Source organism: Corynebacterium pseudogenitalium, assembly GCF_024453815.1.
Classification (GTDB): domain Bacteria; phylum Actinomycetota; class Actinomycetes; order Mycobacteriales; family Mycobacteriaceae; genus Corynebacterium; species Corynebacterium pseudogenitalium.
Genome location: NZ_CP072934.1, coordinates 2,070,656 through 2,086,812, shown reverse-complemented (window position 1 = coordinate 2,086,812; position 16,157 = coordinate 2,070,656). Strand labels below are relative to the sequence as shown.

The 16,157-nt window shown below is 63.1% G+C and carries 14 protein-coding genes; 10 read left to right on the top strand and 4 right to left on the bottom strand.

Annotated features, from left to right (window positions below):
• The first annotated feature begins 463 nt into the window (after positions 1-463).
• Together KBP54_RS09880 and KBP54_RS09875 are read left to right on the top strand one after the other, a co-directional pair.
• Entirely contained in the window at positions 464-1,411 is a 948-nt protein-coding gene (locus KBP54_RS09880; RefSeq protein ID WP_070477003.1) for a type IV toxin-antitoxin system AbiEi family antitoxin domain-containing protein, read from the top strand.
• Positions 1,408-2,328 carry a nucleotidyl transferase AbiEii/AbiGii toxin family protein gene (locus KBP54_RS09875; RefSeq protein WP_084028531.1) on the top strand — a complete coding sequence of 307 codons (921 nt, stop codon included), beginning with the start codon at positions 1,408-1,410 and terminating at the stop codon, positions 2,326-2,328. The genes KBP54_RS09880 and KBP54_RS09875 overlap by 4 nt, the downstream gene beginning before the upstream one ends.
• 697 nt (positions 2,329-3,025) lie before the next feature.
• Here the strand turns inward: KBP54_RS09875 and KBP54_RS09870 are convergent.
• From KBP54_RS09870 to KBP54_RS09860, 3 genes are read right to left on the bottom strand one after another with little or no spacing between them, the layout of a single operon-like run.
• The gene (locus KBP54_RS09870) at positions 3,026-4,789 is read right to left on the bottom strand and encodes a pyruvate dehydrogenase (protein WP_070361814.1); all 1,764 of its coding nucleotides are present in this window, start codon (positions 4,787-4,789) and stop codon (positions 3,026-3,028) included.
• Between the two features lie 47 nt (positions 4,790-4,836).
• Positions 4,837-6,021: an alpha/beta hydrolase gene (locus KBP54_RS09865; protein WP_256005610.1), complete on the bottom strand. Its 1,185-nt coding sequence runs from the start codon at positions 6,019-6,021 to the stop codon at positions 4,837-4,839.
• Positions 6,014-6,259, bottom strand: coding sequence for a hypothetical protein (locus KBP54_RS09860; protein WP_256005608.1), 246 nt, complete (start codon positions 6,257-6,259; stop codon positions 6,014-6,016). Before KBP54_RS09860 ends, KBP54_RS09865 begins: the two co-directional genes overlap by 8 nt.
• Before the next feature lie 89 nt (positions 6,260-6,348).
• Here KBP54_RS09860 and KBP54_RS09855 point away from each other — a divergent pair, with 89 nt between their 5' ends.
• A complete protein-coding gene (locus KBP54_RS09855) occupies positions 6,349-7,191 on the top strand; it encodes a carbon-nitrogen hydrolase family protein (RefSeq protein ID WP_070479583.1) in 843 nt (280 codons plus the stop codon).
• Here the strand turns inward: KBP54_RS09855 and KBP54_RS09850 are convergent.
• Positions 7,148-8,248 (bottom strand): ferredoxin reductase domain-containing protein, encoded by a 1,101-nt coding sequence (locus KBP54_RS09850; protein ID WP_070479581.1) that lies wholly within the window; start codon positions 8,246-8,248, stop codon positions 7,148-7,150. The two genes, KBP54_RS09855 and KBP54_RS09850, sit on opposite strands and share 44 nt — an antisense overlap.
• Before the next feature lie 79 nt (positions 8,249-8,327).
• On the opposite strand from KBP54_RS09850, the gene KBP54_RS09845 reads away from it, so the two are divergent.
• From KBP54_RS09845 to KBP54_RS09815, 7 genes are all read left to right on the top strand, one after another.
• Positions 8,328-9,680: a sodium/glutamate symporter gene (locus KBP54_RS09845; RefSeq protein WP_070479579.1), complete on the top strand. Its 1,353-nt coding sequence runs from the start codon at positions 8,328-8,330 to the stop codon at positions 9,678-9,680.
• A gap of 265 nt (positions 9,681-9,945) precedes the next feature.
• Complete coding sequence (gene clpB / locus KBP54_RS09840; protein ID WP_256005606.1) at positions 9,946-12,504, top strand: ATP-dependent chaperone ClpB; 2,559 nt, start codon at positions 9,946-9,948, stop codon at positions 12,502-12,504.
• Between the two features lie 22 nt (positions 12,505-12,526).
• Complete coding sequence (locus KBP54_RS09835; RefSeq protein WP_070479576.1) at positions 12,527-12,940, top strand: DUF4265 domain-containing protein; 414 nt, start codon at positions 12,527-12,529, stop codon at positions 12,938-12,940.
• Between the two features lie 23 nt (positions 12,941-12,963).
• Complete coding sequence (locus KBP54_RS09830) at positions 12,964-13,806, top strand: sulfurtransferase (protein ID WP_070361822.1); 843 nt, start codon at positions 12,964-12,966, stop codon at positions 13,804-13,806.
• A 12-nt stretch (positions 13,807-13,818) separates the two neighbouring features.
• Positions 13,819-14,976, top strand: a complete 1,158-nt coding sequence (locus KBP54_RS09825) for a type III secretion system chaperone family protein (RefSeq protein ID WP_256005604.1) — start codon at positions 13,819-13,821, stop codon at positions 14,974-14,976.
• On the top strand, positions 14,966-15,499 hold the full coding sequence (pyrE, locus tag KBP54_RS09820; RefSeq protein WP_256005602.1) for an orotate phosphoribosyltransferase: 534 nt from the start codon (positions 14,966-14,968) through the stop codon (positions 15,497-15,499). Before KBP54_RS09825 ends, pyrE begins: the two co-directional genes overlap by 11 nt.
• Positions 15,486-16,151 (top strand): TrmH family RNA methyltransferase, encoded by a 666-nt coding sequence (locus KBP54_RS09815; RefSeq protein WP_070361824.1) that lies wholly within the window; start codon positions 15,486-15,488, stop codon positions 16,149-16,151. Before pyrE ends, KBP54_RS09815 begins: the two co-directional genes overlap by 14 nt.
• The last annotated feature ends 6 nt before the right edge of the window (positions 16,152-16,157 follow it).

Sequence of the window (16,157 nt, the reverse complement as noted above, 5' to 3'; positions counted from 1 at the left end):
AGGCAGGGGTGGATGCGCACCAAATTCCTACATCGGGTTTGTCCGACCCGGGTTTTTGTAAATCCGCTCGCTGAAAACCCGGAATCTGGTGCGAAGAAGCAGTGGTCGTGGGAACTTTCTTCGTAGACAGATGACGCGACCTGGGGAAACGCAAGTGCTGGTCGACGGGAACAGGCCTGAAACGCCAAATGGTTCCCGGGCGCGGGAACTATTTCAAGGATGCTGATTGATTGGCAGTCCCAGTTGAGTCGTGGATAGGCGGGTCGCCTCGTGGGGGCGTCGTGCTCAAGAAGTGAGGACACTGAGGGGTTGTTGAAGTGCTTGATCTGATGAATGTGTAGCGCAAGCCTGGGATGGAGAGGGTCTGGTCTTCATATCGCTGAATGTCCGTAAATGTTATGTTTGCTACATCTTTACTGTAGTAAACATAGCTTCCTAGTGTTGTATTTGATATGTTTGCTACATGAAGCTTTCTGAAGCTCAGACTATCTTGGCAGCGTATTCCTATCTGCAACATGGATTGGTTACCTCTGCCCAAGCGGCAAGGGAGGGGATTGATACCACGACGATGACACGATTGGCGCAGGGGGATTACATACGTCGTATCCGTCGAGGTGTGTACATCCTTTCTAGTGTGGCGGAAGATTCACTGACGGAGATCCGGGCGGCATGGTTGTCGACCAGGCCGGGGATTCTCGCTGAGGAACGTCTCCATGCAGAAAACCCGATCGTTGTCTCCCATGTCTCGGCTGCCAGCGTGCTTGAATTGGGTGATATCACCCCGGCAACGCATACTTTTACGTCCTCGAAACGGAAGCAATCATCCGCGACTGACATGTCTCATCGCACTGCTGATCTTCAGGATGAGGACTGGATGATAGTTCGTGGCCTTCCAGTGACGACCGTGGCGCGTACGATCCGCGACCTGGCGAAAGATCGCCTTGATGGGGACCAGCTTTACCACGTAATTGCGGACGGAATTCACGAACGGCGTCTTAGCCCCTCGGAGGTTGCGCGGGTAGTTGATCCCTATGCTGGTTCCTACGGCAGTAGCTCGGGCGATGAGATGGTGGCGGAATCTTTGCGACGCTTCCCTGAGCATGACAGCGCAACAGAAGCTAGGGCCTACAGTAGGAAATCGACCCCTGATGGTTGGGCCAACATGATGGAGGACGTTGGAGAAGCAGTAGCGTCAGCACTGATGCGCCAACTGTCGGATGAGTTGTTATCGAGAAAGCATACGACCCCTGGGCAGGAAGCGACGTTGATGCAGGGCGCGTCGCAGCAAACCCTCCGTTCGAAAGACTGGAAACTAGATCACGCCACGTTGGAAGCGATCCAGGCTCCAGTGAATGCTTTGTTTAAGAAACATCACCCTGCGTCAGACTCTGCTGATGGTGGTGAATCATGAGTGCGGTATCACCAGTCAGCCGTATTGTTCGCAAGCGGACGCAACTCTTGGCGAAGCTTCGTAACGAAGCCCGCCGACAGTCAGTGACAGTGGAGAATATCCAACACCAGTTCGCTTTCGATATGTTCCTGACCCGATTATTTGCTCATGATGACTGTGTGTGGGTCCTCAAAGGAGGGACGAGCCTTCTCTTACGGATCGGGTCTGGTCGACGCAGTCGCGACATCGACTTAGCGCGCCGGGAGCAAGTCCCTCCTGCAGAAGCGCTCCGAGAGCTGCAGGTGCTAGTTGATGAGCCTGGCCCGACAGATCCCGATTTCACTTTCGAGTTACAAGAGCCGGCAAGGGATAATCAGGACCCGATGGACCGGACCAGAGGATCATTCAAAGTCATTCTCAGGATCGGGGCGCAGCAGGTCGTATCCTTCAGCGTGGATATATCTACGCAGCAGCATCTCGACGCCCCGATTGACTCTGTGACGATCAATCCGGTCATTGAGTACGAGGGGCTTCCATCCGGTGCAGTTATCCGAATGGTTCCGGTTGAAAACGTTGCTGCCGACAAACTATGCGCCTGCTACGAATTGCACGGGGCAGAACCATCAACGCGGTACCACGATCTCATCGACTTGGTCCGGATTGTGACCAGCCAATCCATCGATGCGAAGCTCTTGCAAACACTCATGACAAAGGAAGCCACCCACCGCGGTCTTGATCTTCCAAAGGAGATGATTAGTCCTGGTCCGCAGTGGTCCCAGGCCTATCCGAAGCAGGCGCGGCAAGCAGCTGATTTCCCTGCGGAGTATCACGATCTTGCAACCGCACTTGGCGTCGTCGGAGGGTGCTTAAACCCGCTTCTTAGTGCGTCAATCGTGGCCGGGGTATGGAATCCGCAGAAGCAGACATGGGAATCCTGACAACATATAGGTCGCTGGTGCAGACCTCTCACTTACCCCACTCGCGCGCCTGAGTCACCTGTTCGCCGTCGGGGAGCTGGCTTTCGCGATCCCATTGGCCTGGTGTTCGCAGATGATTGCCCGCTCGAGTTTTACCACGTTACCGAGAAGGCCGAGCATGGTTTTGTATTTGGAGCCGAATCCCACGATTGGGTTGGTCCCGCTTTGATAAATCTCATCGGGCTTCTGCATTCGGCGAGATCTACGACTATGCGGTGTAAGTGCTTGTGCACCTCGTGGCCGAGTGGCGTTGGAGTTCGGTCGGGCTGCGGGATTTTGCTTGCAGTGCTCGTGTCGAGGTGTTTAAGGAGTGCGATGCTGGTCGCCGGAAATCGGCCCGGTTGAGTGAGAGAGCGCGACCTGCATCGCACGCTTTGAATCCCACGCTTTGAGTGGTTTGAGGGCGCCAGGCAGGGGAGGGTGCGCACCAAATTCCTACATCGGGTTTGTCCGACCTGGGTTTTTGTAAATCCGCTCGCTGAAAACCCGGAATCTGGTGTGAAGAAGCAGTGGTCGTGGGAACTTGCTTCGTGGACAGACGACGCGACCTGGGGAAACGCAAGTGCTGGTCGACGCGGGCGAGGCCGGCAACCCCCAAAACGCAAAGTGGCCCCGGACAAAAGCCCGAGGCCACAAAGCCGCAAAACCTAGCGCATCATTACTTGAACGTGATCGACGCTGCGCCGCCGATGTGGCGGAGGTTGGAGCGTGCCAGGTCGATCATGCGGCCGACGCCACCGTCGAGGACGGTCTTGGTTGCGGCGGCGGTGAAGCCCTTCATCATGTCCCAGGTGATGTTTGGTGGCATGGACAGGGCGTCCGGGTCGGTGACGATGTCGACGAGGACGGGGCCGTCGTAGGCGAGGGCCTCCTTGAGCTTCGGGCGCAGGTCGGCGGGGTCTTCGATGCGGAAGGACTTGATGCCGACGCCTTCGGCGATGTTGGCGTAGTTGACGCCGTCGTGGTCGGTTTCGTGCTCGGGGAAGCCTTGGACGAGCATTTCGAGTTTGACCATGCCGAGTGAGGAGTTATTGAACACGATGGTCTTCACTGGCAGGTTGTGCAGCTTGACGGTGAGCAGTTCGCCGAGCAGCATGCCGAGGCCGCCGTCGCCGGACCAGGAGATGACCTGGCGGTCGGGGAATGCGGCTTGGACGCCGATGGCCTGCGGGAGGGCGTTGGCCATGGTGCCGTGCAGGAAGGATGCGGATTCGTCGCGCTTGCCGTTGGGGGTGAGGTAGCGGGAGGACCACACGTTGCACATGCCGGTGTCGACGGTGAAGTAGGCGTCTTCGTCGGCGAGTTCGTCGAGGACGGAGGCGGCGAGCTCTGGGTGGATTGGGGTGCGGGCTTCGCGGGCTTCCGTCGTGTACTTGCCGACGACCGACTCCAGCAGCTCAGCGTGACGCTTCAGCATTGCGTCCAGGAAGGAGCGGTCCTTCTTCTCCTCGATGTGCGGGAGAATGTTTTCGATGACGCTCTTGACGTCGCCGATGACGGGGTAGTGCACCTTGGTGCGGCGGCCGATGTGGGCGCCGTCGATGTCGATCTGGGCGACGTTCTTGCTGGGCAGCCAGTCGGTGTATGGGAAGTCGGTGCCGACCATGATGAAGAGGTCTGCCTTGTCGGAGGCTTCGTGGCAGGCGCCATAGCCGAGGAGGCCGGACATGCCGACGTCGTATGGGTTGTCGTACTCGATGTACATCTTGCCGCGGAAGGAGTGGCCGACTGGTGCCTTGATCTTTTCGGCAAGTGCGAAGACTTCGTCACGGGCGTCCTTGGCGCCGTAGCCGCAGAAGAGTGTGACGGTGTCTGCCTCGTTGATGGCTTCGACCAGGCGGGCGGCTTCGGCTGGGTCTGGGTAGACGCGCTTGTTGCCGCCGGTGGCGTAGTTGCCGGACAGGGTTGGGGCGTCGGCGGTGACTTCTTGTGCGAAGACGTCACCTGGGACGACGACGACCGATACGCCGTTGCCGGACATGGTGTTCTGGATGGCGTTGTGGACGACGCGCATGCCCTGGTCGGCGGAGTTTGCCATCTCGCAGTAGGAGGAGCACTCCTGGAAGAGCATTTCTGGGTGGGTTTCCTGGAAGAAGGATGACCCGATGTGGAAGGACGGGATGTGTGAGGCAATCGCGAGGACCTTTGCGCCGTTGCGGTGCGCTTCGAAGAGTCCTTGGACGAAGTGGGTGTTGCCTGGGCCGCAGGATGCGCCGCACACTGCGAGTTCGTCGGTTGCGAGTGCGTCGGAGCCGGCGGCGAATGCGGCGGCTTCTTCGTTGCGGACGTGGACCCATTCGATGCCTTGGGTGCGGACGGCGTCGGAAAGCGGGTTGAGGGAGTCACCGACGAGGCCGTAGATGCGCTTGACGCCGAGCTCCTTCAGCTTGGCAACGAATGCCGAGGCGAAGTTCTGAGCCATTCCTAAAATCTCCTTTTATTTGAAGAATAAATTAACCGCTTATCATGTTACCTTTGTTCCTCCTGGAACTCGAAAGATTGTGTGAGATCTGACACAAAGGCCTCGTCTGTGAAGTAGGCGCTATGACCGCCCGTCACCCCAGGTAGGATGCGTGCGCCGTAGGCGGGATCAGTTGGCGACGCCCCCAGCACCGCCTGCGGACCGGACCTGGTCCACAGGATCGGATCGTCCGGAGAATCCACGGCGACCACCCGCGAGTCCGGCCCTGCCAGTCGTAGGTCGCTCACGTGGCTACCGGCGACGCCGGCGCTGCCGACGAGCCAGAGCTGGTCGGTAAGCAGGCCGTGGTGGACGGCGGCCTCGGTGGCTACGCGTGTGCCATAACTGTGGGCGAGGACCACCCGGTGGGCGTTGGGGAAGCGGTCGGTGAGCGCGAGTTGGAAGGCGGAGAGGTCGTCGGCGCCGCGGCGCGCCGGGCCGGGGTCCAGGCCATTGACCACGTTGGGTGGCGGGTCGTAGCCCTGCCAGAGGATCACTGTGGCGCCGGTGCGCTCGGCGAGGAACTGCGCACGGGCAAGCTCACCGCTCAAGCCTTCGGGGCGGCCGGTGGACACGCCGGCGACCATGGTGATCACACGCGCCGGGTCCACGACGTCACCGACCGCCAGCGTCGCCGACACGGGTCCGGCCTCGAGCACGGTCGCGCCCGCGGACTCAACGAGCTCGCGGCGCGCCGGGTCGAGCGTGGCCAGGTTTGTCCGGTGTACCTGGCCAAGGTCTATGCCGTGACGTGCGATGAGTGGCACGTGTCCGCGCGCCGCCTCCAGGTCCCGCTCGTGCGCCTTGCACAGGGCCTCGAGCTCGGCGGCGCACAGCGTGTCGAAGGTCCGCGAAACCCCGTTGAGCACCTGTACGGCCAGCGCGTAGACGGGGCTGCCGCGCAGGGATCGGGCCATCGCGTCGAGACGCGCCTGCCAGGTGGCGTAGCGGCGCAGCACCTTGGCGGCCTGGGTGAGGTCGTCGACAGGGTGGGCGAAGGTGGCGTCGACACGTTGGAGGCGCTGCAGGGCCGCGGTAGGTGCGGACCCGCGAAAACCCGCCCCTACCAGGTCGGACCGAGCTACGTGGCACGCCTGCGATCGCGCGCGGAACTCGGCGACGGCGCCCTCCAACACGCCCGCGGCGACCATCAGCTGCCCGGCGTCTAGGGCAGGGCGGTACGCATCAGACATGGCGCAACGCCTCCGCGAGGCGGGTGTCGCAGTGGATGCAGTCGTCCGCAAATGAGGCGATGGATTCTAAGTGCGTGTTGAGGGCGGTGGTGGAGGCGTCGAAAAGCGATTGGGCGCGATTTTCCAGCGAGCGTAACGCGGCGGCGCTGGCGCTGTCGCGCAGCTCAGCGCGGGGGAGCGACGTGCGGGAGACGCGGTGGGATCGGGCGAGGGACGGGATAGTCGTTGAGAGATGCATGCACCCATCCTCGAAAACCCGCCGAAGCAGGGCAAGGAAAAACCCTGAAACCCTGTGGATAAAATTTCAGATTCGCTAAAGTTATCCACATGCGTATCGCATTGGCACAATTCACCAGTGGACCTGATAAAATGCGCAACCTTTCGCGCATAGAACCCCAGGTCAGGGAGGCCGCGCGCCGGGGCGCGACGCTCATCGTGTTGCCGGAGGCGGCCTCGCACGCGTTCGGGGCCGGTCGCCTCGACTACCAGGCCGAGGACACCGATGGGCCGTTCACGCAGGGGCTGTTTTCGCTGGCCAAGGAGCTGGGCGTGACCATCGTGGCGGGCTCGTTCCGCCCGGCGGACACCGTCGGCAGCATCAACCGCGTCTACAACACCACACTGATCCTCGACGGCCACAGCGACACCCCACGCATCCTCACCTATGACAAGGTGCACCTTTACGACGCCCACAGCTACCACGAGTCCCGCACCGTCAAGGCCGGCGACACCCTGCTCACGTTCCGGCACGGTGACGCCACCATCGGCGTGGCCACCTGTTTCGACATCCGCTTCCCGGAGCAGTTCAAGGAGCTGGCGGCGATGGGTGCGCACGTCATCGTGGTGCCCACGAGCTGGGCGGACGGCCCAGGCAAGCTCGAGGAGTGGCGCTTATTGACGCGCGCCCGCGCCCTCGACTCCGGCGCGTTCATCGCGGCGGCCGGGCAGTCCCGTCCGAACCACGAGACCGAGGCCGGCGAGAAGTCCGGCCCGACCGGCATCGGGTTCTCCACTGTTGTGGCGCCGGACGGGCACCGGATCGTGGAGGCCGGCTACGGCCCCGAGCTCCTCGATGCCGACATCGACATCGCGCAGGTCGCGGCCGTGCAGGAGGACGTACCTCTTATTAGACTCTCGGAAACTGGACCGCTGCGTCAGTCGCGCATGTAAGGACCCGGTCAGCCCCCGCAGCTTCGAGGACCTCGCGGTACTCCGCAACCTCGGCGCCCTTGCCACACAGCACGATCTGGTGGTCCCACCACGTGCCCGGCGCCGACACGAACGCCGACCCCGGCACCCAAATGGCCTTCGCGGAGCTCTCCCCAAACTCGCCCGGGGTCGGCGCGACGCGCGTGACCTGCAGCCACGGCTGCGAATCGGCGAGCGAGTTGATGGTGCGGGTGTCGTAAAAATCGGAGGCGGCGTCCCCGCACACCACCAGGTGCACCTCGGGGCGGATGCGTTCCTCGATGAGCCCGAACACCACCGACTTCGCAGCCGCCCAACCGGTCCCCACCGCCACGAGCAGCATCTTCGGCCGGTTCGCCCGCACCGCAGGGCCTCGCGCCGCCCCTAACGTCAGGTAGTCGCCGACCTTCACATCCGGGCCGTCGAGGTGGAACTCGAGCTGCCCGAACCGGTTCGGCGGCACCGCAGGCGCACACGCCCACCACTCGCCCTGGTTGCCCGCGCGCATCACCGGCAGCGCCTGCCCCGCTGCATATCCGACCGCCGCGGACGCCTCCGCCCGCACGATCCACGCCGAACCATCCTGCGAAACCTGCGTCACCTGCGCCACCGACGCCGCAGCCACCCCGGCCTCGTCAGCCTCCCGCGACACCCGCTCCATCTCGCGGGCCGCCCGCACCAACACCTGCGTATCGACGCCCACAACCCCACCAACGATCTCCGCCACCGCCGGAAACTCCGACGCCGGAAACCCCGTCCGCCGCAGATCCAACGCCCACTCGCGAAGCGGGGTAAGGGTTGCCTCAGGGATTGCTGCCCCCGCCGACTCGGACTCCTGGGTGGACGCGAGGGTGAACGAAGTGGCGTCGACAAGTACTTGGGGCACCTCCGTGGCACTTTCCGGGAAGACCATCGCTGCCTGCGGATACTGCTCCACAATCCGCGCAAACAGCGTGGCGCGCACCTCGGAATCCTGCTCCGCGAGCACCTGCAATGCGGCCGCATTCGGGCCATCCGCGACGGGGGCAAACTTTCTCATAGGGCCAGGGTACTGTTTCTCAGCCTCGGTGAGGTGGACTAGTGTGAGCAGGGAAACAATTAGAGAGAAAGGTGCCGCAGTGGACTACACGCCGTACACACTTCTGACGGATATCGGATGGATCTCCATCCTGCTCATCATCGGAAACGTGCTCCGAAACCGACTGAAAGTGTTACAGGCGCTGCTCCTGCCGGCACCGATCACCGCCGGGCTGCTCGGGCTCATCCTCGGGCAAGAGGTCCTCGGCGTCATTCACTGGTCCGACCAAGTCGGCACCTACACAACGCTGCTCATCGCCGTCGTGTTCGCCTCCATGGCCTACTCCATGAACCTCGGCGGCTCCGTCGCCTCAGGCGCCCGCAACATGTGGGGCTACTCGACGGCCATGTTCATGGGCCAGTGGGGCATCTTCATCCTCCTGGGGCTGTACTTCTTCGCGCCATTCTTCGGCACCGAACCATGGTTCGGCATGATGCTCCCGGTCGGCTTCGTCGGCGGCTTCGGCACCGCCGCCGCCGTCGGCTCTGCACTTGAGGACATCGGCATCGCCGAAGCGTCTTCCATCGGATTCACCTCCGCCACCGTGGGAACCCTCGTCGCTATCGTTGGTGGCGTCATCGTTGCAAACTGGGGTATCCGGAAAGGCAAGGCAACCGAACTCCGTGGCACCCTCCCCGAAGACCTGCGCACCGGCTACATCGCCGCCGAGTCCGAGCGCCCCTCCATCGGACGCGCAACCACAAACCCATCCTCCATCGAACCGCTGGCACTCCACGCCGGATTCATCCTCATCACCGTGCTGATCGCCTACACCGTCAACACCTGGATCAAGAGCATGTGGAGCAACGTCTCCATCCCACTGTTCGCCATGGCCTTCGTCATCGGCCTTATCGGCCGCGGCCTGCTCGTCGCCTTCAAACGGCCCAACTACCTCGACCGCGAAACCATCTCCACCGTCTCCGGCGCCGCCACCGACTTCATGATCGCCTTCGGCATCGCCTCCATCGTCCCCGCAGCACTCGCCGGGTACTGGCAAGCCCTGCTCATCATGTTCGTGCTCGGCACCGTCTTCTGCGTCGTATGGATGGCCTGGGCCGGCCCGCTCTTCTTCGGCGAAAACTGGCTCGAGCGCGGCATCTTCGGCTGGGGCTGGGCAACCGCCGCCGTCGCGACCGGTATCGCCCTGCTCAAGATGGTCGACCCCAAACTGAAGTCCGGCACTCTCAACGAATACGGTGTGGCCTACGTCGGCTTCGCCCCATTCGAGATCGGTATGACTATCCTCGCCCCAATCGCCATCATCGCCGGGTTTACCACCGCGTTCGGCTGGGTGTCGTTCCTGATCGCCGTTGCGGTGGTGGTCGTGGCGTTCGCGCTGAAGTGGGTGCCCGCCAAGAAACACGGCTCAGGGGCCGTGGCTGCCCAGGAATAGGGCCGGCATTTTTCTAGATGGTAGTAACAGGAATGTAGTAATCCGCTTTTTGGGGCCATTTTCGGGGATTACTACAATCCTGTTACTACCATTTGCGTTTTGACGTGGGGTTTCAGAGCGTTTCCAAGGGCTCGCCGAGCCCCAAAATCTGCAGCGCCACCCCCGAAAACGCCCCACATCCAACCTTGAGTGGAACAGACTCAACTTCTCGTGCGTTAGGGAGAGTGAACAACAAAACAAAACGCAAAGAGAAAGGAAAACGGACATGTCTTCGTTTAACCCAACTACGAAAACGCAGGAGGCGTTGCAGCAGGCGCTGCAGCAGGCGTCGGCGAAGGGCAACCCGGATATTCGCCCGGCGCATTTACTTGAGGCGATCCTGAAGCAGGAGGATGGCATCGCGGCGCCGGTGCTGCAGGCGACGGGTGTGGACCCGCAGACGGTCGCGAAGGAGGCTGCTGAGCTGGTCGATTCCTACCCGAAGGCGGAGGGCCAGAATATGGCGAATCCGAACTTTAACCGTGACGGCCTGAATGCGTTGAACGCGGCGCAGGAGTTGGCGGGCGAACTCGGTGACGAGTTCGTCTCTACTGAGGTGCTGCTGGCGGGTATCGCGCGCGGGAATGATGACGCGGCGGAGCTGCTGAAGAAGCGCGGCGCCACGTTTGAGGCGATTAAGGCGGCGTTCCAGTCGGTTCGCGGCAATAAGAAGGTCACCACTGAGTCGCCGGAGGATCAGTTCCAGGCGCTGGAGAAGTATTCGACGGACCTGACGGCGCGTGCGCGCGAGGGCAAGATTGACCCGGTCATTGGTCGCGATTCGGAGATTCGACGCGTGGTGCAGGTGCTTTCCCGTCGTACGAAGAATAATCCGGTGTTGATTGGTGAGCCGGGCGTCGGTAAGACGGCGATCGTCGAGGGCCTTGCAAGGCGCATCGTGGCGGGCGACGTCCCAGAGTCGCTGAAGGGCAAGACGCTGATCTCCCTGGACCTCGGGTCGATGGTTGCGGGCGCGAAGTACCGTGGCGAATTCGAGGAGCGCCTGAAGGCGGTGTTGGACGAGATTAAGGAGTCCGACGGGCAGATCATCACGTTTATTGACGAGCTCCACACCATCGTCGGCGCTGGCGCCACGGGCGAGGGCGCGATGGATGCAGGCAACATGATTAAGCCGATGTTGGCGCGCGGCGAGCTGCGGCTGGTTGGTGCGACGACGTTGGATGAGTACCGCCAGTTCATCGAGAAGGATGCGGCGTTGGAGCGTCGGTTCCAGCAGGTGTACGTGGGCGAGCCGACTGTGGAGGACACGATCGGTATCCTGCGCGGCCTGAAGGAGCGCTACGAGGTGCACCACGGCGTGCGGATCCAGGACTCGGCGCTGGTGGCGGCGGCAGAGCTGTCGAACCGTTACATCACGAACAGGTTCTTGCCGGATAAGGCGATTGACCTGGTCGATGAGGCGGGTTCGCGGCTGCGGATGGAGATTGATTCTTCGCCGCAGGAGATTGATGAGCTGGAGCGTATCGTTCGCAGGCTTGAGATCGAGGAGATCGCGCTGCAGAAGGAGTCCGACGAGGCCTCGAAGGAGCGTCTGACGGATTTGCGCCAGGAGTTGGCGGATCAACGAGAGAAGCTTGGTGAGCTGAAGGCGCGTTGGTCGAATGAGAAGGCGGAGATCGATAAGGTGCAGGCTGCGAAGGAGGAGCTGGAGCACCTGCGCAACGAGTCCGAGATCGCGGAGCGCGAGGGCGATTACGCGAAGGTCTCGGAGCTGCGCTACGGCCGCATTCCGGAGCTGGAGCAGCAGGTCAAGGACGCTGAGGAGGCTGCGGGGGCATCGTCAAGGACGATGCTCACGGAGGAGGTTTCTCCTGAGGTGATTGCTGAGGTTGTGTCGGCGTGGACGGGTATCCCTGCGGGCAAGATGATGCAGGGTGAGACCGAGAAGCTGCTGGACATGGAAGCAATCCTTGCTGGCCGCGTTGTGGGCCAGAAGGAAGCGGTCGTGGCTGTGTCGGATGCGGTGCGGCGTTCGCGTGCGGGCGTTGCGGATCCGAACCGTCCGATTGGTTCCTTCCTGTTCCTGGGCCCGACTGGCGTGGGTAAGACGGAGCTTGCGAAGGCGCTGTCGGAGTTCCTCTTCGATGATGAGGCGGCGATGGTGCGCATCGATATGTCGGAGTACGGCGAGAAGCACTCGGTCGCGCGTCTGGTCGGTGCCCCTCCGGGGTACGTCGGCTACGACGCTGGCGGCCAGCTCACTGAGGCTGTGCGCCGTCGCCCGTACTCGCTGGTGCTGTTCGATGAGGTTGAGAAGGCGCACCAGGATGTGTTCGATGTGTTGCTGCAGGTCCTCGACGAGGGACGCCTGACCGACGGCCAGGGCCGCACGGTGGATTTCCGTAACACGGTGATCATTCTGACGTCGAACTTGGGCGCGGGCGGCGACCGCGAGCAGATTATGAACGCGGTGAAGGCGCACTTCAAGCCGGAGTTCATCAACCGTCTCGATGATGTGGTGGTGTTCGAGCCGCTGACGAAGGAGCAGCTGGTGGGCATCGTCGATATTCAGCTGGGCACGCTCGCCGATCGCCTTGCTTCTCGACGCCTCCAGCTCCGCGTCTCCGACGCCGCGAAGGCCTGGCTCGCGGACCGCGGCTACGACCCTGCCTATGGTGCGCGCCCGTTGCGTCGCGTGATCCAGCAGGCGATCGGTGACCGGTTGGCGAAGGAGCTGCTGGCCGGCGCGATCCGTGATGGTGATGCGGTGCAGGTTGATGTCGCGGAAGGCGGTGAGGAGTTGGTGGTGTCTGCAGCGAAGTAGCGTTCGGGCTACACTGCTGTCCATGCAACCAACGACGACGATTTACACACGGGTGGCCGTGCCAGGCGTGGAGAACGAGCAACTTGAGGCTCACCAGCTTGGTGGTGGCCACTTCGTCGTTGCGTCGGTGCCGTTTGTGGATGTGTCGTTGGCGGTGGGGGACATCGTGGAGTGCGTGCGCGTTGGCGGCATGTTCCACGTGAATAAGGTCGTGGTGCGCGGGGGTGCGTCCACGGTGCGGATTTTGCCGCAGGGGGAGTCGCCGTTTTCGCTGGCGGAGACGTTGTTGGCGTTTGGTTGCCGGGTGGAGATGGGCCCGGGTGGGATGTTGGCGGCGTCGATAGGTGCGGATTGTCCGAAGGCCGGTATTGATGAGTGGCTGGAGGGTTTGGCTGCTTCTGGCGTGATCCAGCTCGCACCTGGCTATACAGCGTGAGGCATACGCGTATGGTGTTATGTATGACTGTTTTTATTTCTCCGCAGGAGCTGTACGAACGTATTAAGTCCGGCAAGAAGCAGACGGTGCTCGATGTTTCTTGGGAGCCGGAGGCAGGCAAGGCCTGGCAGAAGTTTCAGTCCGAGCACATTCCGACGGCCGTCTACGGTGACCTGGAGGGCCACCTCGTGGGCATGCCGGGCCGCCGCGAGGGCCGCAATCCGCTGCCGTCACTCGCCGTGATCGATGAGGCGCTCGAGGAGTGGGGCGTCGAGGCGAACCGCCCGGTCTTCATCTACGACCAGGGCTCCGGCGTCTTCGCCGCCCGCGCGTGGTGGATCATGCGCTGGGCTGGCCTGGAGCACGTCCACATTATCGACGGCGGCTTCCGCGAGTGGGAGGCCGAGGGCCTCAAGACCATCGCCGGCCCAGGCAACGTGGTTGTGCCGCGCGACCTGGAACTGGAGGGCAGCAAGCTTCCGGTGGCGACGCTGGAGGACGTACAGCAGTTCGAGGGCATCCTGATTGATGCGCGTGATGAGAAGCGCTTTGCTGGGCGTCGAGAAGTACTGGACTTGAAGGCGGGCCACATCCCGTCGGCGCTGAACCTGCCGGCGGCGGACCTGTTCTGCAAGGAGACCAGGAAGATCAAGGAGACGGACTACATCCGCGACCGCTTCGCAAGCCTGGGCGTGACGCAGAATACGGACCCGGCGAAGATGATTACGTACTCGGGTTCGGGCAACCACTCCGCGCTGCTCATCGCGGCGATGGAGCACGCGGGCCTGCCGGTGGCCACGCATTATGTGGGTGGCTGGTCGCAGTGGAGTGCACGGTTGGGGAATAAGGTCGCCACGGCACTGTAGTATCAATCTTCGATGATTGCTTACGTGTTGTTTGGGCTGGCCGCGCTGCTCGTGGTCGCGGCTGTCTGGTTGTGGTTTGCACCTGCGTCTCCCTCCTTATCGACGCCCCCTCCGCCACCAGCCGAGCCCTCGCCTGAGGCCGAGCCGGACGTGGAGCCTGAGGTCGAAGAGGAGCCTGCGCTCGAGGTGGAAGAGGAACCGGAACCCGAACCGGAACCTGCGCCGGAGCCAGAGCCACAGCTAGAGCTGGAACAGGCCCCGGAGCCGGAGCCGGAGCCCGAGCCAACACCGGCGCCCGAGCCTGCCCCGAAGCGCCCGCACCGCATGTCGGGCCTGCAGCTGCCGGGCGCGTCGCGCCGGGAGCGCCGCCTGTGGGCGGAGCAGCACGGCTTCCGCTTCTCCAAGGTGGATGAGTACCTGGTCGACGAGTGGCACCGGGGTGCGGCGGCGTCCGGTGCGGAACCGCGCGATGTCGTGGCGGGCCAGGTCTACGGCCATGATGTTCGCGTGGTGGACCTTGGCGGTGTGACGGTGGTGGCCGTCGCAACGGGTGAGGTCAGCGACATCGTGGTGGATATGCGCCGCCCGCAGTTCCAGGCGGATTCCTCGGCGGATTTGGTGCTGGTGGAAACCGTCGAGGGCTTCGAGCTGTTCACGAATGAGCCCGGTCCCGTCCTGCGCTTCATCGATGTGCGCGTGCGCACCGCCCTGCGCGAGATACCCGAAAGCGTGTGCGCGGTGTGGTGCGAACAAGACTGGGTGTTGGCCCAGCTGGAGCGCGGTTCGACGCCACAGGACTGGGAGGACACGTTCGCGCCGCTGGCGTTGCTGGCGGACGCGGCACGCACGCTGCCACCGCGCGAGGCGGCGGCGCTTGCGCCGGTGCTCGGTGCCGAGGAGGCACTTGAGCCGGAGACCCCGCAGGTGCAGCGCCCGGAGGAACCACTCGAGCTGCCGACCCGCGTCACCGGCGGAGGTTTCGGCGAGCTGGAGGACCACGAGATTGGGGCGGATTCTGTGGCGCCGATCGCGGACGGTTCACCTGCCGATGACGGCGCGCAGCTCTATGATTTGACCAGAGTGCGCCGCGAGCAGCAGCCCTCCACAATTTTCAACGACACGTCAGACACCCCGGACACCGAGAAGGAGCCAACCGATCATGAACGATAAAGCACGCCTCGCAGAGCTGGTGAAGGAACTGGCCGTGGTGCGCGGCAAGGTCACGCTTTCCTCCGGGAAGGAGGCGGACTACTACGTGGATCTGCGTCGTGCGACGTTGCACCATGAGGCTGCGCCGCTGATCGGCAAGCTGTTGCGTGAGATGACGGCGGACCTGGAGTTCGACGCGGTCGGTGGTCTGACGCTGGGTGCGGACCCGGTGGCCACGGCCGTGATGCACGCCGCCGGCCGCCCGATCGACGCGTTCGTGGTGCGCAAGGAGGCGAAGAAGCACGGGATGCAGCGCCGGATTGAGGGGCCGTCGATTGTTGGCAAGAAGGTCCTCGTGGTGGAGGACACCACCACGACGGGCAACTCGCCGCTGACCGCGGTGGAGGCCGTGCGCGCTGAGGGCGCGGAGGTCGTCGCGGTGGCCACCGTGGTGGACCGCGCAACCGGCGCCGCCGACGCCCTGCACGAGGCCGGCCTGGACTACCGATTCCTGCTGGGGCTCGAGGACCTTGGACTCAACTGAGCAGGCTGAGCAGGCCAAAGGACCGACGGAGTGGAATGAGGGCCGCCACGGCGTAGGCCCGTGGGAGGGCCCGTGGCCGGATGACCCCCGCCTGGATCCGCAGTTTTTGGAGGAGGGGGATCGTCGCAACGTAGTGGACGCTTACCGCTACTGGTCGCTGGAGGCGATCCGCGAGGAGCTGGATCAGCGGCGCCACCCGTTCCACGTCGCGATTGAGAACTTTGAAAACGACGCCAACATCGGCACCGTGGTGCGCACCGCGAACGCGTTTCTGGCCGAGGAAGTCCACATCATTGGGCGGCGGCGCTGGAACCGGCGCGGCGCGATGGTGACGGACCGCTACCAGCACATCCGCCACCACGCGACGATCGAGGACTTCGCCCAGTGGGCCAAGGAGCACGACCTGCCGATTGTGGCGATCGATAACACGCCCGGCTGCGTGCCGCTCGAAACGGCGGAACTTCCGCAGCGCTGCGTGTTAGTGTTCGGGCAGGAAGGTCCCGGCATTACGGACGAGACGCAGCGCGAGGCGTCGATGACGTGCTCGATTGCGCAGTTCGGCTCGACGCGTTCGATTAACGCTGGTGTTGCTGCGGGCATCGCGATGCACGCGTGGATACGCCAGCACGCCGACTTGAGTACTGCTTGGTGAAAGGTG

Coding starts and splice junctions, on each gene's coding strand:
- KBP54_RS09825 (WP_256005604.1), top strand. CDS start 13,819: ATGATTGCTTACGTGTTGTTTGGGCTGGCCGCGCTGCTCGTGGTCGCG.
- clpB (WP_256005606.1), top strand. CDS start 9,946: ATGTCTTCGTTTAACCCAACTACGAAAACGCAGGAGGCGTTGCAGCAG.
- KBP54_RS09875 (WP_084028531.1), top strand. CDS start 1,408: ATGAGTGCGGTATCACCAGTCAGCCGTATTGTTCGCAAGCGGACGCAA.
- KBP54_RS09835 (WP_070479576.1), top strand. CDS start 12,527: ATGCAACCAACGACGACGATTTACACACGGGTGGCCGTGCCAGGCGTG.
- KBP54_RS09855 (WP_070479583.1), top strand. CDS start 6,349: ATGCGTATCGCATTGGCACAATTCACCAGTGGACCTGATAAAATGCGC.
- KBP54_RS09865 (WP_256005610.1), bottom strand. CDS start 6,021: ATGTCTGATGCGTACCGCCCTGCCCTAGACGCCGGGCAGCTGATGGTC.
- KBP54_RS09860 (WP_256005608.1), bottom strand. CDS start 6,259: ATGCATCTCTCAACGACTATCCCGTCCCTCGCCCGATCCCACCGCGTC.
- KBP54_RS09870 (WP_070361814.1), bottom strand. CDS start 4,789: ATGGCTCAGAACTTCGCCTCGGCATTCGTTGCCAAGCTGAAGGAGCTC.
- KBP54_RS09880 (WP_070477003.1), top strand. CDS start 464: ATGAAGCTTTCTGAAGCTCAGACTATCTTGGCAGCGTATTCCTATCTG.
- pyrE (WP_256005602.1), top strand. CDS start 14,966: ATGAACGATAAAGCACGCCTCGCAGAGCTGGTGAAGGAACTGGCCGTG.
- KBP54_RS09850 (WP_070479581.1), bottom strand. CDS start 8,248: ATGAGAAAGTTTGCCCCCGTCGCGGATGGCCCGAATGCGGCCGCATTG.
- KBP54_RS09830 (WP_070361822.1), top strand. CDS start 12,964: ATGACTGTTTTTATTTCTCCGCAGGAGCTGTACGAACGTATTAAGTCC.